Annotated in this window: 26 protein-coding genes; 7 read left to right on the top strand and 19 right to left on the bottom strand. The window is 50.0% G+C overall.

Features of this window, described 5'->3' with window-relative positions:
* The first annotated feature begins 42 nt into the window (after nucleotides 1-42).
* Nucleotides 43-321, top strand: a complete 279-nt coding sequence (locus tag H663_RS24485) for a type II toxin-antitoxin system RelE/ParE family toxin (protein WP_205872676.1) — start codon at nucleotides 43-45, stop codon at nucleotides 319-321.
* A gap of 11 nt (nucleotides 322-332) precedes the next feature.
* Nucleotides 333-674 carry a HigA family addiction module antitoxin gene (locus H663_RS24480; RefSeq protein ID WP_053176231.1) on the top strand — a complete coding sequence of 114 codons (342 nt, stop codon included), beginning with the start codon at nucleotides 333-335 and terminating at the stop codon, nucleotides 672-674.
* Between the two features lie 28 nt (nucleotides 675-702).
* On the opposite strand, the gene guaA is transcribed toward H663_RS24480, so the two are convergent.
* The 9 genes from guaA to H663_RS24430 all read right to left on the bottom strand — a co-directional run bounded on the left by guaA (nucleotide 703) and on the right by H663_RS24430 (nucleotide 10,538).
* Complete coding sequence (gene guaA / locus H663_RS24475) at nucleotides 703-2,316, bottom strand: glutamine-hydrolyzing GMP synthase (protein WP_053176232.1); 1,614 nt, start codon at nucleotides 2,314-2,316, stop codon at nucleotides 703-705.
* An 8-nt stretch (nucleotides 2,317-2,324) separates the two neighbouring features.
* Complete coding sequence (locus tag H663_RS24470; protein WP_053176234.1) at nucleotides 2,325-2,609, bottom strand: DUF2442 domain-containing protein; 285 nt, start codon at nucleotides 2,607-2,609, stop codon at nucleotides 2,325-2,327.
* 3 nt (nucleotides 2,610-2,612) lie between these two features.
* Nucleotides 2,613-2,873 carry a DUF4160 domain-containing protein gene (locus tag H663_RS24465; protein WP_053176236.1) on the bottom strand — a complete coding sequence of 87 codons (261 nt, stop codon included), beginning with the start codon at nucleotides 2,871-2,873 and terminating at the stop codon, nucleotides 2,613-2,615.
* Nucleotides 2,874-2,901: 28 nt separating this feature from the next.
* Nucleotides 2,902-4,371 carry an IMP dehydrogenase gene (gene guaB, locus H663_RS24460; protein ID WP_053176237.1) on the bottom strand — a complete coding sequence of 490 codons (1,470 nt, stop codon included), beginning with the start codon at nucleotides 4,369-4,371 and terminating at the stop codon, nucleotides 2,902-2,904.
* 1,420 nt (nucleotides 4,372-5,791) lie between these two features.
* A complete protein-coding gene (locus tag H663_RS24450; protein ID WP_053176241.1) occupies nucleotides 5,792-6,562 on the bottom strand; it encodes a YdcF family protein in 771 nt (256 codons plus the stop codon).
* 329 nt (nucleotides 6,563-6,891) lie between these two features.
* On the bottom strand, nucleotides 6,892-8,040 hold the full coding sequence (locus H663_RS24445; protein WP_053176242.1) for an ATP-binding protein: 1,149 nt from the start codon (nucleotides 8,038-8,040) through the stop codon (nucleotides 6,892-6,894).
* A gap of 987 nt (nucleotides 8,041-9,027) precedes the next feature.
* Nucleotides 9,028-9,336: a HigA family addiction module antitoxin gene (locus H663_RS24440; protein WP_053176245.1), complete on the bottom strand. Its 309-nt coding sequence runs from the start codon at nucleotides 9,334-9,336 to the stop codon at nucleotides 9,028-9,030.
* Nucleotides 9,337-9,349: 13 nt separating this feature from the next.
* Nucleotides 9,350-9,628, bottom strand: coding sequence for a type II toxin-antitoxin system RelE/ParE family toxin (locus tag H663_RS24435; protein WP_053176247.1), 279 nt, complete (start codon nucleotides 9,626-9,628; stop codon nucleotides 9,350-9,352).
* 175 nt (nucleotides 9,629-9,803) lie between these two features.
* Nucleotides 9,804-10,538, bottom strand: coding sequence for a type I phosphoribosyltransferase (locus tag H663_RS24430; RefSeq protein WP_053176249.1), 735 nt, complete (start codon nucleotides 10,536-10,538; stop codon nucleotides 9,804-9,806).
* Here H663_RS24430 and H663_RS42375 point away from each other — a divergent pair.
* On the top strand, nucleotides 10,461-10,736 hold the full coding sequence (locus H663_RS42375; protein WP_083451337.1) for a toxin-antitoxin system HicB family antitoxin: 276 nt from the start codon (nucleotides 10,461-10,463) through the stop codon (nucleotides 10,734-10,736). The two genes, H663_RS24430 and H663_RS42375, sit on opposite strands and share 78 nt — an antisense overlap.
* A gap of 378 nt (nucleotides 10,737-11,114) precedes the next feature.
* On the opposite strand, the gene H663_RS24420 is transcribed toward H663_RS42375, so the two are convergent.
* The 4 genes from H663_RS24420 to H663_RS24400 form a co-directional block, all read right to left on the bottom strand.
* Nucleotides 11,115-11,405, bottom strand: a complete 291-nt coding sequence (locus tag H663_RS24420; protein WP_053176251.1) for a type II toxin-antitoxin system RelE/ParE family toxin — start codon at nucleotides 11,403-11,405, stop codon at nucleotides 11,115-11,117.
* Nucleotides 11,393-11,683: a CopG family ribbon-helix-helix protein gene (locus H663_RS24415; protein WP_053176988.1), complete on the bottom strand. Its 291-nt coding sequence runs from the start codon at nucleotides 11,681-11,683 to the stop codon at nucleotides 11,393-11,395. Before H663_RS24415 ends, H663_RS24420 begins: the two co-directional genes overlap by 13 nt.
* Nucleotides 11,684-12,143: 460 nt before the next feature.
* Nucleotides 12,144-12,491 (bottom strand): HVO_A0114 family putative DNA-binding protein, encoded by a 348-nt coding sequence (locus tag H663_RS24405; RefSeq protein WP_053176255.1) that lies wholly within the window; start codon nucleotides 12,489-12,491, stop codon nucleotides 12,144-12,146.
* Entirely contained in the window at nucleotides 12,488-12,853 is a 366-nt protein-coding gene (locus H663_RS24400; RefSeq protein WP_053176990.1) for a toxin-antitoxin system TumE family protein, read from the bottom strand. Before H663_RS24400 ends, H663_RS24405 begins: the two co-directional genes overlap by 4 nt.
* A 279-nt stretch (nucleotides 12,854-13,132) precedes the next feature.
* Between H663_RS24400 and H663_RS41525 the strand changes: the two genes are divergently transcribed.
* The 4 genes from H663_RS41525 to H663_RS24385 all read left to right on the top strand — a co-directional run bounded on the left by H663_RS41525 (nucleotide 13,133) and on the right by H663_RS24385 (nucleotide 16,388).
* On the top strand, nucleotides 13,133-13,279 hold the full coding sequence (locus H663_RS41525) for a hypothetical protein (protein ID WP_165803854.1): 147 nt from the start codon (nucleotides 13,133-13,135) through the stop codon (nucleotides 13,277-13,279).
* Between the two features lie 163 nt (nucleotides 13,280-13,442).
* Nucleotides 13,443-13,739 carry a hypothetical protein gene (locus H663_RS24395; protein ID WP_053176257.1) on the top strand — a complete coding sequence of 99 codons (297 nt, stop codon included), beginning with the start codon at nucleotides 13,443-13,445 and terminating at the stop codon, nucleotides 13,737-13,739.
* Nucleotides 13,732-15,030, top strand: coding sequence for a methyltransferase domain-containing protein (locus tag H663_RS24390; protein ID WP_053176259.1), 1,299 nt, complete (start codon nucleotides 13,732-13,734; stop codon nucleotides 15,028-15,030). Before H663_RS24395 ends, H663_RS24390 begins: the two co-directional genes overlap by 8 nt.
* Nucleotides 15,009-16,388, top strand: coding sequence for a hypothetical protein (locus H663_RS24385; protein ID WP_133239961.1), 1,380 nt, complete (start codon nucleotides 15,009-15,011; stop codon nucleotides 16,386-16,388). Before H663_RS24390 ends, H663_RS24385 begins: the two co-directional genes overlap by 22 nt.
* A 34-nt stretch (nucleotides 16,389-16,422) precedes the next feature.
* Here H663_RS24385 and H663_RS24380 read toward each other — a convergent pair whose 3' ends face one another.
* From H663_RS24380 to H663_RS41245, 6 genes are all read right to left on the bottom strand, one after another.
* On the bottom strand, nucleotides 16,423-17,154 hold the full coding sequence (locus H663_RS24380; protein WP_083451339.1) for a glycosyltransferase: 732 nt from the start codon (nucleotides 17,152-17,154) through the stop codon (nucleotides 16,423-16,425).
* A gap of 45 nt (nucleotides 17,155-17,199) precedes the next feature.
* Nucleotides 17,200-18,198, bottom strand: a complete 999-nt coding sequence (locus tag H663_RS41255) for a glycosyltransferase family 1 protein (RefSeq protein ID WP_133239960.1) — start codon at nucleotides 18,196-18,198, stop codon at nucleotides 17,200-17,202.
* 66 nt (nucleotides 18,199-18,264) lie between these two features.
* Nucleotides 18,265-19,515: an oligosaccharide repeat unit polymerase gene (gene wzy / locus H663_RS41250; protein WP_165803853.1), complete on the bottom strand. Its 1,251-nt coding sequence runs from the start codon at nucleotides 19,513-19,515 to the stop codon at nucleotides 18,265-18,267.
* Nucleotides 19,516-19,557: 42 nt separating this feature from the next.
* The gene (locus tag H663_RS24375) at nucleotides 19,558-20,316 is read right to left on the bottom strand and encodes a hypothetical protein (protein WP_053176263.1); all 759 of its coding nucleotides are present in this window, start codon (nucleotides 20,314-20,316) and stop codon (nucleotides 19,558-19,560) included.
* On the bottom strand, nucleotides 20,313-20,870 hold the full coding sequence (locus H663_RS24370) for an HAD family hydrolase (RefSeq protein WP_083451340.1): 558 nt from the start codon (nucleotides 20,868-20,870) through the stop codon (nucleotides 20,313-20,315). Before H663_RS24370 ends, H663_RS24375 begins: the two co-directional genes overlap by 4 nt.
* Nucleotides 20,871-20,873: 3 nt before the next feature.
* A complete protein-coding gene (locus H663_RS41245; RefSeq protein WP_133239958.1) occupies nucleotides 20,874-21,713 on the bottom strand; it encodes a hypothetical protein in 840 nt (279 codons plus the stop codon).
* Nucleotides 21,714-21,786 lie beyond the last annotated feature (73 nt).

The raw sequence follows: 21,786 nt of genomic DNA, 5'->3' as shown, positions 1-21,786 counted from the left end.
ATTTCCTTGACGTTTAACGCCTGACGTTATACGATGCGCCGCATGATCGAATCGTTTCGCTGCAAAGACACATCGGCCTTGTTTTCAGGCCAACCGGTTGCACGTTTCGTCAACATCCGAGCAGTTGCTGAACACAAAATGGCCATGTTGCATCGATCGGTACGGTTGGATGACTTGCGGGTCCCGCCGAACAACCGGCTTGAAGCGCTCAAAGGTAATCGCTTTGGTCAATACAGCATCCGCATCAATGACCAGTGGCGAATTTGTTTTCGCTTTGAAAGCGGCCATGTGTTCGATGTCGAGATCGTGGATGACCACTGAAAGGAATTGCAATGAAAGTTGAAGAAGCCACCCCGTCCTACTTCGTACCCGTTAACGGCATGCGCCCGATTCATCCCGGCGAAGTGCTGCGCGAAGAGTTTTTAATGCCCTACCAACTCACGGCGCACGCGCTGTCCATGGCGCTGCAAGTGCCCGCCCCGCGCATCAACGACATCGTGCGCGAAAAACGAGCCATCACTGTGGACACAGCTCTGCGTCTGGCCAAGTTTTTTGGCAACAGCGCCGAATTCTGGATGGGCCTGCAAACCGACTTTGACATGGCCGTGGCTCGCCCGTCGATTCAGGATGCGCTGGACAGGATTCGGGAATATCAGCCTGTGCAGGCCAGATAAAACAAAGGCACCCTGAGGTGCCTTTTGTTCATTCCCACTCGATCGTCGCCGGTGGTTTTGAACTCACGTCGTAAGTCACCCGGTTGATGCCGCGCACCTCGTTGATGATGCGGCCCGAGACTTTCTTGAGCAGCGCATAAGGCAGCTCGGCCCAGTCGGCGGTCATGAAGTCGCTGGTTTGCACGGCGCGCAAAGCCACCACATAGTCGTAAGTGCGGCCGTCGCCCATCACGCCCACGCTTTTCACGGGCAAGAACACCGTAAAAGCTTGGCTCGTCAGGTCGTACCAAGTCTTGCCGCTCTCATCCGTGAAGTTGCGCAGCTCTTCGATGAAGATCGCGTCCGCACGGCGCAGCAGGTCGGCGTATTCTTTTTTGACTTCGCCCAAAATGCGCACGCCCAAACCTGGGCCTGGGAAGGGGTGGCGGTAGACCATTTCACGCGGCAAGCCTAGCGCCACACCGAGTTCGCGCACTTCGTCCTTGAACAATTCGCGCAAAGGCTCCAGCAGTTTCAGGCCCAGTTGCTCGGGCAAGCCACCCACGTTGTGGTGGCTCTTGATGGTCACTGCTTTTTTGCTCTTGGCACCACCCGACTCGATCACGTCGGGGTAAATCGTGCCTTGGGCCAGGAATGTCGCTCCCTTGTGACCACCGTCGCCAGCCTTCAGTTTTGCAGCTTGTTCTTTGAACACATCCACAAACAAACCGCCAATGATTTTGCGTTTGGCTTCGGGTTCGCTCACGCCTGCCAGCTTGCCCAAGAACAAGTCGCTGGCATCGACGCGGATCACTTTCGCGTGCAGCTTGCCCACAAACATGTCCATGACCATGTCGCCTTCATTCAGCCGCAACAGGCCGTGGTCCACAAACACGCAGGTCAGCTTGTCGCCGATGGCGCGGTGGATCAGTGCGGCGGCAACGGAGGAATCGACGCCACCGGACAAGCCCAGAATGACCTCTTCGTCACCCACTTGCTCGCGGATTTTGGCCACGGCTTCTTCGATGTAGTTGCCCATGATCCAGTCGGGGCTGGCCTTGCAAATGTCGAGCACAAAGCGGTTGAGCAGCGCCTGGCCCTGCACGGTGTGCGTGACTTCGGGGTGGAACTGTACCGCATAGAAATGGCGCGATTCATCTGCCATGCCCGCAATCGGGCAAGCCGGTGTCGAGGCCATGACCTTGAAGCCTTCGGGCAACTGGGTGACTTTGTCGCCGTGGCTCATCCACACCTTGAGCATGCCGTGGCCTTCAGGCGTGGCGAAGTCTTCGATGCCCTTGAGCAGCTCGGTGTGGCCGTGCGCCCGCACTTCGGCATAGCCAAATTCACGGGTGTGCCCTGCTTCGACCTTGCCGCCCAGTTGTTCGGCCATGGTTTGCATGCCGTAGCAAATGCCCAGCACCGGAATGCCCAATTCAAAAACGGCATCCGGTGCGCGGTCATCAACTTCGTACACGCTGGCGTGCGAGCCGGACAAAATGATGCCTTTCAGGTTGCCGTCTTTGGCGTATTCGCGCACCCAGTCGCTGCTCACGTCACAGGGGTGCACTTCGCAAAACACATGCGCTTCGCGCACGCGGCGGGCAATCAGCTGGGTGACTTGTGAGCCGAAATCGAGGATGAGGATTTTGGAATGGGACATATAAAAAATCAGTTGAGAACGCGCTCACCATTGACCACGATGGGCCGACCTGAGGCAAAGGAATACAAGACATCCGGGCAAACATCGGCCCCGTTGGGCCAAGTGATGGTGCCCAGTTCGGGATCTACACGAACTTGCGCAAAGTAAGCATCGTCTTTGAGTGGCAAAAACACACCCGAATAACGCTTGATGACCTTGTCCATGTCGACTTCGGCACACAGACCATCTGCAAATTTGAGTTCAAGTTGGTGTCCTTGCACATGACGCACACCGACAACATCAATGAGAAACATGTTTCACTCCAAGGGGGCAATTTTTTTGAGTTCAGCTTCTTCGCAAGCCAAGGCCCAATCTGCTACCAACTCTGTTTGATGAAGACTGGCCCATTCCATGACCATGCCCATCACCCGAGGCGGTAATCGCCCTGCCAACAAAGCCAGGTTGGAAATCGAAATTTCTGCCTTGTGTTCGTTGTAACGCACATGAAAATGTGGCGGGTTATGGTCATCGTAGTACATCGTGATGATGATGCCGAAGAAGCGACTGATTTCAGGCATGGTTGCTCACAGAGGCCGTTTATCAAGCTCACTCAGCCCGATAATTCGGCGCTTCCTTGGTGATCTGCACGTCGTGCACATGGCTTTCGCGGATACCCGCTGCGGTGATTTCCACAAACTGCGATTCGTTGTGCATGGCCTCAATGGTGGCGCATCCGCAATACCCCATGCTGGCCCGCAAACCGCCGGCCATTTGGTAAATGATGGAAACGACCGAGCCTTTGTAGGGCACGCGGCCTTCGATGCCTTCGGGCACCAGTTTGTCGGCGTTGGGGTTGCCAGTGCTGGACTCCTGGAAATAGCGGTCAGCGCTGCCCTGCTGCATGGCGCCAATCGATCCCATGCCGCGGTAGCTCTTGTAGCTGCGGCCCTGGAACAACACGATTTCGCCGGGCGCTTCTTCGGTGCCCGCAAACATGCCGCCCATCATCACCGTGCCTGCGCCTGCAGCAATGGCTTTGGCGATGTCGCCGCTGTAGCGGATACCGCCGTCAGCAATCAGCGGCACGCCTGTTCCTTTGAGTGCTGTGGCCACAGAGTCCACCGCCATGATTTGCGGCACACCCACGCCCGCCACGATGCGGGTGGTGCAGATTGATCCGGGGCCAATGCCCACCTTGACCGCGTCAGCACCGGCCTCAACCAAGGCCAAAGCCGCAGCGCCCGTGGCGATGTTGCCGCCAATGACTTCGATGTGCGGGTAGTTTTGCTTGACCCAGCGCACACGGTCAATCACGCCTTTGCTGTGGCCGTGCGCGGTGTCCACCACGATGGCGTCCACGCCAGCACGGGCGAGCGCTTCCACACGCTCTTCAGTGCCCTCGCCCACACCCACGGCCGCGCCCACACGCAGTTTGCCTGCTCCGTCGCGTGCAGCGTTGGGAAAATTGAGCTGTTTGGTGATGTCCTTGACAGTGATCAGGCCCTTGAGTTCGAAGGCATCGTTGACCACCAACAGGCGCTCCAATTTATGTTTGTTCAGCAGCTGCTTGGCTTGCTCTGGCGTAGTGCCTTCGGGCACGGTGATCAGGCGCTCACGCGGCGTCATGATCTCACTGACCTTCTGGTCGTAGCGGGTTTCAAAACGCAGATCTCGGCCGGTCACAATGCCGACGACTTTGCCGCCGTCACACACCGGGAACCCCGAAACTCCCAGCTCGTCGCTCAAGGCCATGACCTGGCGCACGGTGGTGTCGGGGGTGATGACGACCGGGTCGCGCAGCACGCCCGACTCATAGCGTTTGACCTTGGCCACTTGGGCGGCCTGCTCTTGCGCAGTGAGGTTTTTGTGCACGATGCCGATGCCGCCTTCTTGCGCGATGGCAATGGCCAGTCGGGCCTCTGTCACGGTGTCCATGGCGGCAGACACCAGAGGCAGGTTCAAGCGGATGTTGCGGGTGAATTGCGTCGCCAGCGATGTGTCCTTGGGCAGGACTTGGGAATAAGCGGGGACGAGGAGAACGTCGTCAAAGGTAAGGGCTTTACCGAGTAGGCGCATAAGCTAGGGCTCCAAAAGATGGATTGTACCCGCGCCCAAATGGCGTCCCCGCACAGCCTTTGCGGGTCTTTTGTGCTGCTCGTCACCAGAACGATTAGGTATTTTGCAACTGGGCACTCAAAGAGACCGACAGTTTGAACTCGCTGCCTATTGATTCGGCACGCTGAAGTTTGAAATGTGCGAGAAATGTCATCTCGCAGGTCAGTACTCGCAGAGTCCGACATTTTTGGTGTCGCCGCAGGCCCACGTCGGGGTCTTCGACCACCGACCTACAACATCTTTGAGCATTGATCACGTAGGTCGGTACTCGCAGAGTCCGACGTTGTTGGTTTCGGCACAGGCCCACGTCGGAGTCTTCGACCGCCGACCTACAACATCTTTGAGCATTGATCACGTAGGTCGGTACTCGCAGAGTCCGACGTTGTTGGTTTCGGCACAGGACCACGTCGGAGTCTTCGACCGCCGACCTGCAACATCTTTGAGCATTGATCTCGTAGGTCGGCACTCGCAGAGTCCGACACTTTTGGTTTCGGCACAGGCCCACGTCGGGGTCTTCGACCACCGACCTACCAATCACCGTCATCTCGAAGGTCGGCACTCGCAGAGTCCGACATTTTTGATTTCGGCAAAGGCTCATGTCGGGGTCTTTGACCGCCGACCTGCAACATCTTTGAGCATTGAAAGCTTCACTGGGCCGAACCAATAGTCTTCATCAAAAGCAAGTCAAAAAAGACAAAAAGAGCCTCTGGCACTTTTGCTACAAAAAAAGATGTTCCCCTTCCCGGGGATTCAAGTCGCCCAACATCAATCAACAGAACATCCACCATCAAGAGAAATTGACGAAAAATTTGTATTTGTGATTTAATTCAATAAAACATCAAAAAAGCCGCAATTCAAACACTAGACACACACCACAGCATTGCAGTTAGGAAGGGACCCATCATGAAAATATTCCGTCTTTTACAGGCCCTTAAAACCTCCATCACAGCCCCCAACAGCTGCTGTGTAACGACTCAGTACGACTGCAACCAAGGACGCAACTGTCCTTTGCGGCAAAAACAGGCCTTGCCCATTGCATCTCAAAAGAATGAGCGCCACACTGCCCAAGGCGTCTGACAAGCGCATTCATAGGCCCTTGATAGAGAACGGCGACACCACGCCTCAGCCCAAACGGCCATGTGTCGCGAGCGGTTGTCGGGCCACAGCATCAAGCACCATAGTCAGCGGATTTTGTAGGTCGGCGGTCGAAGACCCCGACATGGCCCTATGGTGAACCGAATCATGTCGGACTCTTTGAGTACCGACCTGCGAGATGACATTCCTCACACATTTCAAACTTCAGCTTGCCGGATCAAGAATAAATTGGTATCTGACCCCAATTAATCGACCCCAATTAATCCATAGGCCCCACATCCATCCCTCACCGCGTCACCCCATACACCCCCAACCCCAGCCACTCATGCAAAGCCGTCTGCCAAAGCAGCAAGCTGCGGGCCAATGAATACTCCGTCCAGGGTGTGGCATCGCCGGTTCTGAAATCCACCGGATAGGCCGTCACCCGGCAACCCACCGCCTCGAACTCGGCCATTGACCGTGGCATGTGCCAGGCCGAAGTCACCAGCAACCACGGCTCTTGGCAGCGCGGCCCCAGCAGCTTGGCCACTTGGCGGGCGTTTTCGCGGGTGGTGCGAGAGGCGGCTTCCAACTGCACGCGGGCCGTGTCCAGGCCCTGCTGTGAATAAAAAATCCGGGCCAATTCGGCCTCGGTCACCCCCGTGGCCAGCAAACGCCCTTCCCCACCCGTGAAAATCAATGGCAAATTCGGATGCTGGCGCATCAGCTCCGCCGACACCGTCAAACGCTCTGCCGCATCACTCAAAGGCACCTGCCCATGCGCCAGAAAACTGGCATGGTTATGCGTGGCACCGCCCAACACAATCACCCCCACATGGCGCCCAACGGTCTGCGGGCTCGGCACGGGGTATCGGTTTTCCAGCGGCCGCAACAGCGCATGCGGCAAAGCCTCGAAACCCAACAGCCCCAGCACAGCCAAGCCAGCCCACAACATGCGCAGCGCAGCCCGCCGCCAAGACACAGACAAACTCAGCAGGCAAAGCGCCGCGCACCACCACACAGCCAGCCAAAACAGAGGCTGGGTGATGGCTGACATCAATTTGGAGAAAACGAACATAGGGAAAATTTTTCAGCAATTCAAATGACAAAAGAGCTATGGATTCGGCACGTTGAAGTTTGATTTTTTTGCGCCTTCACTGCTTATTTATTCTGGCCGATGAAGTCTGAGCCGTGTGTTGTCAATGAGGAGGATTTTGTGGGAGCTTGCCTTGCAAGCGAAAAGCCTGTGGTCCACAAGCGCCTGATCGCCAGCAGGGCTAGCTCTCACAAGGTGCAAGATTGAAGTCACCCTGCAGACTTCAAAGGGCCGGATCAATAGGCTGCACTTTTGCTACCCAAAATTGGGATCTGACCCCAATTAATATTCATTGCGTTTGCGCCCCACCACTACACCGCCACTTGCGCCAAAAAGCCACGCGGGTTGGCTGAGAAATGAGGAAAGTTTTCCAAGGTCACGATCACCCGCAAAGCCTGTGGCACCTGTGCGCAAAATGTGGCCAATCCCTTGGCAGACTTCTTGCGACCCGACTTCACTTCAATGGCGTACAAAGCATCACGGTACTGGTACACAAAATCAACCTCATCGTTTCGCTCGCGCCAATAAAACACTTGCCCCGGCTGCTGCAGCAACTCGGCCCCCACCGCCAGCTCAAAAGCGCGTCCACGCTGCTCGGCGTTTTGCACCACATTTACACCCGCAGCCATGCTGTAAAGCGCCGGGCAAGCCGGCAGCATCTTGGGGCTCGAACTTCGCGCCAGCCATGCCTTGGGTGAATACTTTTGCAGCGCGTGCAGCAAAAAAGCCCCGCCATACAAATCGATGTAATGCTTGATCAAATCCGTGTTGCCCTTGTCCTGCAACTGACCCAGCAGCTTCGTGTAACTGATCTCCTGAGCCGGATACGCACACAAAATCTGGAAGGCTTGGCGAAACAAGGCCGGATTCGCTACCTTGTGGCTTTGCAAGATGTCCTTGCCAATCACCGCCTCCACAATCGCGTCTTTCATATAGGCATACCACCGATCGGGGTCACTCTCCAAAGCCACCGCCCCCGGGTAACCGCCAAACGCCAGATAGCGCGGCAAGTCATAGCCAAAAGCCGCCTGCAGTTCGGCAAAGGTCCAATGGTGCACCCGCAGCAACTCAAACCGCCCCGCCAGACTCTCCGTCACCCCGGCCTGAATCTGCAATGCGCTCGAACCCAGCAACAGCACCCTCAGCCTGCCTGGTTGTGCATCCCAAAGCGCCTTGATCGTTTCGGGCCAATTGACCACCTTCTGAATCTCGTCAATCACCAGCAAAGCGCCATCGCCCCACAACAGCGCCTTCTGCCATTGCTCCAGCAACCAATTGCGGTCACTCACCAACACGTCATCGGCATTGGCGTAATGGTGCGGCCACACCCCTTGCGCCATCAACTGCCGCACTCCCGTGGTCTTGCCCACCTGGCGCGGCCCCGCCAACACCTGGATCAAAGGCCGCTCAGCCGTAAAACGCTCGCTCAAGGTGGCAACAAACGGACGTTGGTAGGTCATGGATAGCGTGATTCAACAATTTACTAGATGAGTCTATTGTATTTAATAGACTCATCTGGCCCGGTGACAACACCCTTTCGTGTACTGCCTTCAAACCTCGGCATCGTCGCCTCGCCCGCCTTGCTCATGACATCACGCACCAACGCGCACCTCGTGGCGGCGGGTCTGCTCGGGTGTGTAAAGCGGCAAATACGCCATCTATATTCATTTGCGATCTTCAAGCCCCAAAAACCGCTGCATCGCCGCCCTCCGCTCGCAATGAAGAGACTTGAGCTGAATTGTTGCGAAACGCTGCAGCCAAACTTATTGATCCGGCACGCTGAAGCCTGAGCCGTGTGTTGTCAACGAGGAGGATTTTGTGGGAGCTTGCCTTGCAAGCGAAAAGCCTGTGGTCCACAAGCGCCTGATCGCCAGCAGGGCTAGCTCTCACAAGGTGCAAGATTGAAGTCACCCCGCAAACTTCACCGGGACGGCTCAATAGATCAATACCCATGATGTTTGCAGTCCCACTCCGTCATTGCGAGCGAAGCGTGGCAATCCAGTGCCCGGACAAGCTCAACTGCTGGATCGCCGCGTCCCGCCACGTCGCTTCGCTCCTCGCGGCTAAAGGCGGCTCCTCGCGATGACGGAACCAAGTCTTATCGCCCCACCCCGTCATTGAGCGCCCCCACTCCGTCATTGCGAGCGAAGCGTGGCAATCCAGTGCCAGGACAAGCACAGCAGCTGGATCGCCGCGTCGCAAGCTCCTCGCGAAGACGGACTCATAGATCGCCGCCGCCCCCCTGCAAGAAAAACAAAGGCTGGGTGATGGCAGACATTAATTTGGAGAAAACAAACATAGGGAAATTTTTCAGAGCGCACAAACAACAAAAGAGCCATCTGGCTCTTTTGTTTTCAAACAATTGGGATCTGACCCCAATTAATCTTGGGCGCCAGAAACGACGAAAGGGCCCGCAGGCCCCTTCGTGTTGCGCCGTCAACTGGCGTTCAAGCCAACGAAACACGGCCCATGGGGATCACCGTTTTGAGGATGGTCTTGAGCATCGACTGCTCGGCCACTTTGAGGTCATAACTTTGCTGCAAATTGAGCCACGACTGCGCATCCCCACCAAAGTAACGGGCCAAACGCAATGCCGTATCTGGCGACACGCCGCGTCGACACAACACAATATCGTTCATTCGAGACGGCGTCACATGAAGCGCCTTGGCCAACGCATTGACACTCAAGCCCAAGGGCACGAGGTATTCCTCTTTGAGGACCTCCCCAGGATGAATGGCACGCATTTGATTTTTCATAAAAACTCCAAACTCAGTGGTCATCCACAATCTCCACACTCATCGGGCCACGCTCAGTCCAGACAAAGCAAATGCGAAACTGATCATTGACCCGGATGCTGTGCTGCCCAGTACGATCACCGCGCAAAACCTCTAACCTGTTGCCAGGGGGTGAACGCAGAAACTCCAAAGATGCGGCACTGTCGAGCATCTGCAACTTGCGTTCAACAACCGTTTTCATCGCATTGAACCTCTTGACCTTACCGCCCTCAAAAAGGGCTCTGGTGTCAGCGCATGCAAATGAGATGATCATGACTTAGATTTTATACCGATGATCGGTAAACGACACCCCACTACCACGAACAATTGGAATCTGACCCCAATTAATCCAACGACAAAAGAGCCACGCGGCTCTCTTGTTATAAAAAATTAGGATCTACCCCAGATGAACTCAAGTTTTGTTCAACAAATGATCCAAGTGACGCTGTTTAAGGCGTACGGGTAATTCCTTTTGAACGTAATCGGCGATCGATTTCTTGCTCTGCCGCAACAAGTCGATTTCGGATGGCGTCAACAGATCGGAAGCCCGCGAGGTATTGAGCCTCGTTGGCGGTAAGTGCATTTGGCTCGATGCCGAAAACATCTGTGAATTCATCATCAAACCTCTCTTTGATCAGTTGAACAAACTTCGCTTTAGGCACCAATTCAGGGTTGCGGCCAGCATTCACCAAGACCACTGCACCTTTGACAATACCGCCATAAAGCTGGATGTAATTGGCCAATTCTGCCAGAGTGCCACCCAAACTGGTCACATCGTCGACAAGAACATACTCAGCCCCAGGCAGCACACGACCAACAAACTGAGCACGCGCTGCCATGCGCTCCATCGGGTCAGCACCGGTGTGATAAACCCTATCAGACTGAACAATTTCCGTATCTGAGGTGCCGTCAAAAATCTCAGCACAAACCGAAGACAATGTTTGTGGAATGGCATTATCCCCTGTCGCCTCTTGCGCATGAGGCGCAACAAACAACAAGCCTGACCCAAAGCGGTAACGCTGTTCGTAAAGCCAAGGCACAGCAACATCAATGACCAACTCCAAAGCAGCATCTTGATCACCTGCCTTGGCCAACTTATACGCGGGATGCACTTTGAGCTGTTGAACTTGTGTGAACAAGAACAACAACGCCATCTCCGAGGAAAAGCCTTTGGAACGAATCATCTTTTCGAGCCCTTTTTGCAAATCATACGGCCGCAAAGAGCACCTGCATCGGCATCGGGAAAAGTTCTTGCCCGTCTGCCCCGCTCTATGCACCTTCAGTTGACTGCAAGGGCAAAAACTGAAGGCGTGTCACTCAATTCTTTGGTGCTGGCATTCATTGCCGAGGGATTGGGACGTCGCGCTGAAGTGCGCACCTGAACTCAAGGGTCGCAGCTGACCCCCTCTGTCACGATAGTTGGCCGATCTCTGGACAAAACAAACCCCAGAAACAAACAAGGCGCCCAAAAAACCACCCAAAGGCGGGCTGGCTTTTAGAACAATTGGGATCTGACCCCAATTAATCTCGACCAATGAAGTCTGAGCCGTGTGTTGCCCGTTGGGGGGGGTTGTAGGAGCTTGCCCTGCAAGCGAAAAGCCTGTGGTCCACAAGCGTCTGATCGCCAGCAGGGCTAGTTCCCACGAGGTGCAAGATTGAAGTCATCCTGCAAACTTCAAAGGCACGGATCAATAACATGGCTGCAAAACAATTGGGATCTGACCCCAATTAACGACTCCAAGTAATCCAATTTTCGATGCTCAGAAACCCACTTCTTTTTGATGCCGTACAGCCAAAATAATGACCACATCTGAATTGATCCGGTAACGGGCGACATAACCACTATCACCAAAATCAATGATCCACTCACGAAAATCGACCGGCATGTCCTCAATGGGCCGTCCAACACTCGACTGAAGCCCCAGCACCTTCACACCATGACGCACAGCTCTTACAGCCCGCTTGGCGGCATCCATATTCTTGGGTGCGAGGAAACGATAGAGGCGCTGAACATCCAGCAACGCCTCAGGCGACCAAATCACTTGTGGCATGGCGGCGGCTCGATATCCTTGCCCTGCTCCAGCTCAGCCAGCCAAGCATCGGCCTCATCGGCGCGCACATGTAAACCTGTGGAGCGGTACTCGTCCCAAGCCCTGAGCGTATCCTGACGAAAAGCCTCTCGCTTTTCTTCACGGTCCACGTACTGGGTAATCGCTTCGCGCATCAACCAGTGGGACGTGCGATGACGGGCTTCAGCCAAGCGTTTAACCCGGGCTTTCGTCACCTCATCAAGCTTGATTGCCACAGGGCGAATCAGAGCAGCAGTCATGTCAGACTCCATCGTGTATTTCAAGGTATCACCTTACCATATCGATCTGCAAAGCTCCCCTCTCCATCCCTCACCGCGTCACCCCATACACACCCAAGCCCAGCCACTCATGCAAAACGGTTTGACACAGCAACAAGCAGCGGGCCAACGAATACTCGGTTCAGGGCGTGGCATAGTCACCCTGTCATTGCGAGCGCAGCGTGGCAATCCAGTGCCAGGACAAGCTCAGCTGCTGGATCGCCGCGTCCCGCCACGTCGCTTCGCTCCTCGCGGCTAAAGGCGGCTCCTCGCGATGACGAAACCAAGTCATTGCGCGCCCCCACCCCGTCATTGCGAGCGGAGCGTGGCAATCCAGTGCCAGGATAAGCTCAACTGTTGGATACGCCGTCACCCGGCGACCCACCGCCGCGAACTCGGTCATTGACCGGTGCATGCGTTATCGGAACCCCATTAATTCTTGTCAGGCAACGATACGAAAGTCCGTTCCCTTCACGATCGGACGAACGTGCCTGTTCTCACGTTTCATTTCAACAAATCCGTAGTTGGACATTGTTTTCAATGTTCGAGAAAGGTTACCTGGCTTGCGCCCAGTGATGTCAGCCAAAGAGGAAATTGACTGTGGTTTTGAATCCTGAATCACTTTGAGCAAAGCGCGGTTGTCATCACTCAAAACCTCTGCCAACGATCTCATAGATGTGAACCATATTTTGGGGTCGGATGATTTTGGCTTGTAATCGCCACGAGCGATAGACAACATCCGCTCGCGAATTTTCTCTTGCGACAAGATTCCAACAACGATTGTCTTCATGACTTCCTAGCCTCCTTCAACACACGATCGACTTCCACAAAAAAGTCGGATAACAATTGATGTGCATCCTTGAACTCATAAGGCACACCCTTATCGCTGACATGTTGATGTTTGTGGTCATACGGCAACTTTGTCCCGGCATACTTGAATTTCTTGGGAGGCTTCACCGCATGGGCATTGTCGTATCCAAGAATTCGTTTGCCATAGGGCTCGTGCAGAGTCAGTGCATAACGAACCCCATGCGGAATGTCCTTTGAAACTGGGACAACCCAAGCCTCGAACTTGACCCAATACCCGTCTCCCTGATCAATGATCTGATCATGGAGATCGATGAGAATGGTTATGCCAAGATCATCACGCATACGAAAATGTATCATCCGATGATAAAGTTTTCAATAGGCTTTCCTCACCAGCATCTCCTGCAAATCGAGGTCCCACATACAGCAAAGCCACCCAAAGGCGGCTTTTACGTCATTGCTCCCCCACCCCGTCATTGCGCCCCCCAACCCCGTCATTGCGCCCCCCAACCCCGTCATTGCGCCCCCCAACCCCGTCATTGCGAGCGAAGCGTGGCAATCCAGTGCCCGGCAAGCTCCGCAGCTGGATCGCCGCGTCGCAAGCTCCTCGCGATGACGGACTCATTGATCGCCGCCGCCCCCTTCAAGAAAATCAAAGGCTGGGTGACGGCAGACATCAATCTGGAAAAACGAACAGAGGCACATTATTCAGAGCCCACAAACGACAAAAGAGCCGAGAGGCGCTTTCGCAATCCGGAAATGGGGATCTGACCCCAATTTACTTCGTAGGTCGGTACTCGCAGAGTCCGACATGAAGGGTTCGGCACAGGCCCATGTGGGGGTTGTGAATGAATTGGACCAGCTGGGCAGATGGGGTGCTGGTGATCAAGACCAACAAAGCAGCTGCTTTGGACACAATTGGTAACTGACTCTGATGAATTTCATCCAAAAGAATACTTTAGTGCATGATATAGTCATCGTTCTCCATATCATTGGAACTAATAAAAAATTACATTTTATGAATAAAATATATTTTATCTCGGAAATATTAATTTTGAGTACATTATTTTCCTCCACTGCCCATGCTTATGTAGATGGCGGCACGGCTCTGCTGCTGCTTCAGGGCGCGTTTGCAGCCATCGGTGCAGCCTTGGTTTTCCTCAAGAAGCCTGGGCAGCTGATTGCCAAAATTTTCAGTCGGAAAAAGACAAGCGAGAAAAACGATGCGTGACCCTGAGGGTGTGATCGAATTCTTGGGCAACCAAGTTGTTCGTCGAATTCACCCCGAAGCGGCAGCCAAACCGTTTTTGCAATCCAAACAAGCTGCAGCGCTTGTAGATCAGGGCCAGCTTGTGCCATATGCGTTCACGGCCCCTGATACCGTCGAATCACCCCGCCTGCCCTTTGTCAGCTATCCATTCGAGTGGTGTGACGCGCAACTTTATTTGGCCGGACAACTCAGCCTGGATATTTCGCGTGAAATCCTCGCTCAAGGCTATGAGCTGAAAGACGCCTCTGCCTGGAACGTGATCTTTCAGGGCAATCGGCCCATGTTCTGTGACCACCTGTCTTTTCAGCCAATCGCAACACCGCAGTGGTGGGCGTTTGGGCAGTTTGTGCGTCATTTCTTGCTGCCCTTGGCAGTGTCACAACAGCGCGGCCTTAAGCCCCACCAAAGCTACAGCACCTACCGCGACGGCATTCAGCCAAGCGTGGCCAGCGACATGTTGGGCCTGTCCCGGTACCTGACACGCTACTGGCCACTCATGCTGGCCAGCAAGCGTGATGCACAGCACGCCAAGCCAATGCCCCCCAAAGACGGCAAACCCCTGCACGGGAGCCTCTACGGCTTCAGCCAATTCCTGCTCAATGGAGGCAAACCCAACCAGGCAGGCAGCCACTGGGCAGACTACACCGACACTCGCCACCACTACACAGACGCAGCGTCAGCAGACAAATATCAAAAAGTAGGCGAATGGCTAGAAAGCACAAAGCCCAAATGGGTGGTGGACCTGGGTTGCAACACTGGAGAATTTACAAAGCTCGCGGCCGGCACCGGGGCGGACGTGATCGCCATTGACCTGGACCACGACTCCATTCAAAAGCTTGTGCTTTCACAAAGCAAGGCCACCCACATTCACCCCCTCGTCTCCAACCTGGGCGACATGGTGGGCGGGCGCGGATGGTGTGGCGATGAGTTTCCGTCGCTCATGACACGGCTGCACCAGCAGGCCGACATGGTGATGATGCTGGCCCTGACCCATCACCTGGCCATATCAGAAGGCGTTTACTTGCAAAAAATTGCACAGATGGCGGCGCACATCACGCGTGAATTTACCATCGTGGAAATGCTGGACGAATCAGACCCCATGGTTCAGCACCTTTGCAACCAACGAAAACGCAATCCGCAAGATTTTTCTGTAGCGGCGCAAATGGCAGCCTTTGGCCAATACTTCTCCACCGTTGCCAGCTACTCCATACCCAACACGTTGCGCACGCTGTGTCTACTCAAGAAAATTTAAGCCAACCGAGTGCGCAGCAGCCACTCTTAACAGCGCTGCTGGCCCTCAGCACCCTGTTGCTGGTAAAGCAAACCAGCTGGATATGGGGTAGCCTGTACTTTCAACATCACACCTTGGCCGAGGTCGTCATCGCACTGGGGCTGATGCTTGTCTGGGTCATAGCTGGTGTGGCACTGCTGCGCCTTATTTTGGGCCAAGCCATCAGCTACAAAGTGACCAACGTGGGCATTGCCCTGGTGTTCAGCCTTGTCGTGTTCAGGTACTTGCAACAGATTGAGCTGATTCCTGCGCACCCAACAACCCTGCACAAAACGCTGGCCCTTGCATCAGGGCTTGCTGCAGGCCTGTTGACCCTCAAAATCAGACAAGATATTTGGAAACGCCTTCACTTGGCCGTCATCGTGGGGGGGCTGATCTTCACCCTACTCCCAGTTGTGTTGGCCAACACCCTTGCCCCCACGGTCTATTGGCCAAGCCCAAGCGATCAACCGCCAACACAACAAGCACCCAAGTTGCCAGCGCAAAACACCATTGTTTTGTTGTTAGACGAGTTCAGTGCCAGCGCAGCCGGGCCAGTGGTGGACCAACTGAAAGATGCTGGGCTACATGTCACATCAACCAGCATAGACCCAGCAGGCAAAAACACCATCAACGTGATCCCCGCCATTTGGACACGAAGCAATTTTGATCAGTCTGTGGCCTGTGGCCCCACCCAACTGTGCAGCGCAAGTCATGTGCTGGACTTTGCCAAAGTGCGAGCCAGCTCAGCGAATATCGACATCGTGGGGTTCTTTCACCGCTATTGCTCCATACAGGGGCTGAGGTCCTGTTCTTTCCCTGTTCCTACAGCGACCGATGGTTCAGGGTTGGCCTGCAGTTTCCCTGGACTCAGCATGTTGGAGTTTTTGGGATGTGATGAGAAGACAGATATCAGAGCGTTATCCATATCCATGCGCGACAGCATGCAGAACTCTCTACTAGAAGCACCTTTCTGGCAAAAAGGTGGGATTCTGTTTGCGCACTTATTGGTCCCACACCCACTCATGGGCGTTCCTATGAAGTCATTAAGTGATGAATACACCGACAACATCGCCAATGGCGCTAGACTGGTCAAACTTGTGGCTCAAAAAGCCAAATTGGTATTTGGCAACGACTTCAAAATTATCATTTTTTCTGATCACCCCTTGCGACCCGAAATATGGTGCGCAGGTAAGCAATACATAGAATTTGGATGCACGCCAGATGCATCACAAATATCAACCAAAGTACCTTTAATTATTGCCACTCCGTCTGTGGAAACACCAGCTCACAAAAAAATAAAGAAAAATCAAGCTGTATTTGATTTGCTGTTCAAATAATTGAGTTAAATCAGATAAAAGTATTAGATTATATTTACAAACCAGTTAAATAACGTAAAGCGCTAACTACGTGCCACCGCATATGCTTTAAATTTCGATGACTTTCACGTTGTGCCATATGGATTACACTCACACAAGGATTCAAAAAAATTTTCCACCCTTTTTTATATAAACGAAGGCAAATATCAGCATCTTCTAAATACATAAAAAAACGACGATCATCAAATCCTCCTATTTTATGAAATGCGCCTCTTCTGTAAACAACAAACATACCGGCCACCCAATCAACCGAATAAGGCCTGGCTTGGACGGTATAATCCGGTTCGCGAATTCTCAATAAAACCCGTTTAGCAAAACGCATAAAGGTAGGAAAGCGCCTTGCACTGTCTTCAATTTTACCATCGGCTGAGAGAACCAAGGGAGCCACTGCAGCTATGGTTTGATTATCAAAGGGTGATAGTAATCTATCAAAGTTAAGGGTTTCAATTCGAATGTCTGGGTTGACGACTGCAAACCATGGGGTGTTAGAGTGCAAAAATGCCGCATTATGGTTCGCACCAAAACCTTTAGGTAGGGTGTTGCGAATAATGCGTACAGGAAAAGAATGTCCTTGATACACCGACTCATCCTCTGGAATATTGATGGTGATCAATACTTGAAAATTTTGCTGTGACAAATGTGCCAAGTCTGATAAGAGTAAACTAATCAGGGCCGCTTGGCCATGGCTAACGATGGATAGTGTAATTTCGTTAGATGGATGAAACATGTATTCTCGATGTCACTTAACGTGTCTAAGAGTGATAAAACAGCATCAGTTTAGACTGGCCGAACCGAGTTGTCGAATCTCATAATTGGCTGTAACGTAAGCGTCAACAACGTGTGCAGGTGGGCTATATGCTGTTTGCAACCTTTTGCCAGAATGTGAAGCGAGGGCACCCACGAGCATATGGATTGTGGTGTGGAAGTTCGCACCACCACTAAAGAACTCTCTAAACACTGGACGATCAAGCAATTCCACAGGAAGACCTGATAGCAAAGCCGATGCAATCGGCCGCCCAAAACCTTCCCGCTCTGCCGCAGACGCCAACACATCTACGTAATTCATGAACTGGTCAAGACTCACCTCATCACTTTTGGCGAGTTGAATCCGAAGGTCGGGAAACTGCTGACAAAGATCACGGAAATAAGTGGATTGATGACCATATACACGGAAAACTAGACGAGACGATAAATCAGCCAGCCTAACAGCAGCAAAAAGGCATTCATAGTTCTTTTTTTTAGAATCAGTTCCCAACAGACCTACCGTCGTCGGCCCTGCAGTCGCGTCAACAGAAGGTATTCGAACTGCTGGTGGAGGAAATTTGTTCGGGGCAAAGATCATGCGTTGATTTGGTACCCCCAGTTTGACCAAAAATGGTTTGGCATCAGTGCAATTGATGTAGGCAACACGACAGCGGGATAACGACAAGGACCACCTGAGCAACAGAAGTTTCAAAGTGGAAATAGCACCAACTTCGAATGGATAAGAATCATGTAAAACAATCAATTGACGGCTGATGCCCGGGATAGGATGGGAAGTTGGTGTGTAAAGTAAATCATGTCGCCAAGCGGCCCGAGAGAATTCAAGCACGTAGCGGCTGATAGAGCAAACAATGACATTACTGCGGGGTAAGGCCGCACGAACTTGATTCTCCATGGACGGCCGCACTAAAATTAGACGCACGAGATCTAAATTCTCTCGAAGATAGTCAAGTCCGTAGTAAAACAAACCATTAGTATTTTTTATATGATATAAATTCGCAACAATCATTTCAAATTAGAAAGTGTTAATCAGTTAAATAGCTTGCTGAAAAATTTTTAAGCAATATCATCCATTTCACGTGGGTCGATTCTGACAGGATTTAACCACCTTGATTTTTGAAATAAATAAAATGTGCAGAAGAAAATATAGAAAACATCCATAAACAAATAAAACGTAGGCCCCGTACCATCCAGGAATTATTAAAACCAGTATCATATACCATAAAAAGTCTTTTGTAACTTCAGCCGTCGATATTGGCTTAATAAGCATAGAGGTAATGCACACCAATAAAGACGCATAAATTATATTTAAAAAACTTAGAATCGGAATTATGAAAAACCATCCAATGAATGTAGGGTTTGAATTCCAATTAATGTTTAAAGAATAAGGGTCTAAGATATTTGCGATAGCTTTTCCAACATCAAGTCTTTGCGTTTCTGAAAAAAGACGATCCCATGCCAATGTGTGAATTCCTTCGTTCCAGAAAGGAGCAACTATCTCAATAGCGATAAGATCGCCTAGTTGATTAGAGATTTCGTAGGTTGAAATAGCACTGGATATCAGTTGAATTCGATCGCCGACCTGAATAATTGCTTCTTGAAGAAGATTAATTAAATCAAAAGAAGATAATGTATTTAAAAAGTCATCAAATGATGCATCACTTGAAAGTCCGTAATATCTTGAAAAAATTTTACCGTAATATAAAACTGGATAGAGTGAAATAATCACCAAAGAAAAATAAAATAATTTAGGCCAACTTGCTCGCCCTTGCCTAATTAAAATACATGACTCAATAAATATAATTGTAAGCAAAAATCCGCTCCAACCACGTATCAAATTAGACACAATATTGACAATTAAGTTTAGGAGGAAATATTTTGAACCTCTATACGTTGAATAATATAGCAAGAATAGCACATCAACAGGTATCAATACCCAAATTTGCGAAAGTATAGATTGGTGTTTCTCAGTGGAGCCTGCAACCCCTACTCCACTCATCAAGAAATAAGCAAAATATAGAAGTTGGAGAACCAGTAGAACTAGCCCAATCCTATTTTTTCCAGCCTCATTAGCTTTAAACTTAATTGGAATAAGTGAAAATTTAAAAGTAATATTAAATAAAAATATATTAAAGTAAATGAAAGAAAAAAATAGCAATATGGATATAAAAATTATCGGAGTATCCGAACTGATAGCTATCGCACTTGCTTCGCCGAACAGCTTTCCCAAGTTCAGTATGATTATGGTATAAAGAATATTAAGTGCCAAATGGCCAGCAAGCCAAATTAACCTGGGATTTCTCTGAAAAAATATCCTTAATTTCATGCGATAGAAATTAATGTTAAAATGATGTACATTGGGTTAATTTCAGTCTTTTTCAATGAAAAACTTAGACTTATTGAGGATTATTCCAAATAAGATTGATTTGGTATGATTTATAAAATATGGAGTAGAGACAACAATAAGCCATGGATCAATAAATATGAAGCCACAAAAGAAGCCTATGTATATAGGCAAGGTAATAGCCTTGATGCAGGCGTCGTCGATGGCTATCAATCCCTTAGTATTCATGTAATGCAATGACTTTATGAAAAGATGTGGAATAGCAGAAAGTAAATAATAGCCCAGTAAGGGGCTTAATAAAAGTAATCTTGCAATAATTTTTAGGTTGTTTAATGCTATGAAGGTCGATATCCGAAGCATCCTATTTTCCAACCTGTTGTGAAGAATAAAAACCGGAATTATTGCTAGGATGGTTCCAAGGCTCAAGCCTGATATGGCTACATTCATCGTAGTGACGTATATAAATGCATATGCGATAAGTGGTATGCGTATCAGAAAAAATAGTTTGTAATTGAATTTTGAAAATTGATTTCGAATTGTAGCACCAATTTTTTCCTGGCCTGCCTTAGAATCATTATCCAAGTACCCAAGATCATAAACGCTATATAATAATAAAAATCCAATAAGAACATAAATTAGGCTTATTGACTCAATGAAGGATATAATTAAAAATGGCATAATCTCCATTAAAAACAAACCACTCACTGTACCGAGAGAAAATTTTGGTGTGTACCTATAGAGAAAAACTGATCCAGGAACCAGTCCTAAAAAAATTTCTTTCATAGCGGCTTTTCTATTTTAAAGGCATCAGAAATCAAGAAATTTTTCGACCCTATTTTAAAATCCAAATGACTATCCGAATAAATTGATCTAATTATATAGCCTTGAGCTGTTAGCTTGCCGTATACTTTACTTTTTTTAGCCAGTAGATCATCATATATTACCCCTAGGAAAGACTTACTTGCGTACACTGGAATCTCAAAATGTAAAGAAAGGTGTCTCACTACCTTTGTTGGTGCTGCAGTAACAAGCGCAATAGCAACACCTTTATTTTTATACCGATTAATCCTGCGCAATACTTCTGTATTAATTAACATGCTTTGATCAATCACGTTAATCGTCAATTTTTTAAAATCTTCTTCGGATATTAAATTTATCGGAAAATATTCAAATTTCCGCCTTAACATCGAATGAGGCAATAACTTGACAAAATAAGAAAATATTGAATGGGACAATACTCTTGATTTATTTTCACCCACCCAATATTTAATAATAATTTCATGCAAATTTCCCTTCACAAGAGTTTTATCTACATCAAAAACTATCAAATCAGTCATTTTTCAATTCCTGAAATATTTTTCAAACTGCTGAACGGGGTCCAGATGATCATTCATACAGTGGACGGATAGACCTGGGATTGGCGTTATAAGTGTTCTTTTTAACTTGACTGTTAATTTTTTGAACATTTGATGATCATTTTTCGTTGAAAATAACCATTGGAAATCTCGAATATAAACGGACTTTTTAAATATAAATGTGCCGCATGTTGAAGGCGCAGAAATCCAGTGCCTTTTACTGGTTGCGTACAAGCACGAATTTTTGTAATTTTGGGGAAATTTATAACGATCAGGGTGATCGTATAAGGATAGATAGTCAAAACTTATATCAGATGAGTATACATCGATGACTTCCTCTATCCAATTAGTAGCATGAATATAATCATTCTCCAAAATATATATTAAATCATTATTATTTTTAGATATTTCATCAATAGTTTCTAGCATCACTAATGCGGATTCAACGGCTGATTTCGCCTCTACTAGTTTTATGGAAGCATTCACATCTGAGCTTGCAAGAAAAGTCGATATTTCGTCACTTTGAAACTCATCTAAGGTACCGTTATAAAATATATGCAATTGTACTCTGTGAGTGTATTTACTCGCCAAAATAGTCTCAACTAAGTTTTGCAGACAGCCAAGATGAGAAAATGCTGCTGGCCTTGATTTGTGGGGAAAGCGAGTGACGTCACTATTGATATATACATGCCTAAATATAATAATCAAGTCGTTCAACTCAGAGGTGCGCCCTAATTTAATCCTATTCGGTTTTAACTGATTAACCAATTTCTTTAGTCGCCTTCCAACATGCACCAAACTTGAATCTTTAAGTTTAACCAACATTGTGTGCCTATTCAAGAGAGACTCACCTCGACGACTTAAGTAGGCTATTTTTTTTGAGATTGTATATGTCATT

It is taken from the genome of Limnohabitans planktonicus II-D5, assembly GCF_001270065.2.
Classification (GTDB): Bacteria; Pseudomonadota; Gammaproteobacteria; order Burkholderiales; family Burkholderiaceae_C; genus Limnohabitans_A; species Limnohabitans_A planktonicus.
Note: the sequence above shows the minus strand (reverse complement) of the source record. Positions and strands in the feature narration are given on the sequence as shown.